Source organism: Micromonospora deserti, from assembly GCF_003236335.1.
Lineage (GTDB): Bacteria > Actinomycetota > Actinomycetes > Mycobacteriales > Micromonosporaceae > Micromonospora > Micromonospora deserti.
The window spans coordinates 1-540 of the sequence record NZ_POUB01000551.1 but is presented as its reverse complement, the minus strand read 5'-3'; the positions used below and the strand labels follow the sequence as shown (position 1 = coordinate 540).

The window sequence follows — 540 nt, the reverse complement described above, 5'->3', positions numbered from 1 at the left end:
GTCGCGCGGGGGTGGCGGGGCGGCTCCGGCCCGGTGCGGGCTGGTGGTCATCGTGGTCATGCGACTAGCCTGCAAGTTGAAGTTCACTTCAATTCAAGGCGACGTGATGCACGAGGCACTGACCATCGGCCAGCTCTCCGAGCGCAGCGGGGTGGCACCGTCAGCGCTGCGCTACTACGAGCGGCTCGGGCTGATCCGGGCCGAGCGCACCGGCGGCAACCAGCGCCGCTACGCCCGGAGCGAGCTGCGCCGGGTGGCGTTCATCCGGATCTCGCAGCAGGTCGGCATCGCGCTGGAGGAGATCCGGGCCGCGCTGGACTCGCTGCCGGCCTCGCGCAGCCCGACCGCCGCGGACTGGGCGCGGCTCTCCGCCACCTGGCGGGAGCGGCTGGACGAGAAGATCCAGCTGATGATTAAGCTCCGCGACGACCTCGACGGGTGCATCGGTTGCGGTTGCCTTTCGTTGCAGCGCTGCACCCTCTACAACCCGGAAGACTCCCTCTCCGGGGAGGGCCCCGGCCCCCGCCGGATGCCTGTCTC

Annotated in this window: 1 protein-coding gene; it reads left to right on the top strand. The window is 70.6% G+C overall.

Features of this window, described 5'->3' with window-relative positions; all coding sequences use genetic code 11:
* Positions 1-106 precede the first annotated feature (106 nt).
* On the top strand, positions 107-540 hold a 434-nt coding region (gene soxR, locus C1I99_RS31860; protein WP_111137803.1), incomplete at its 3' end, for a redox-sensitive transcriptional activator SoxR.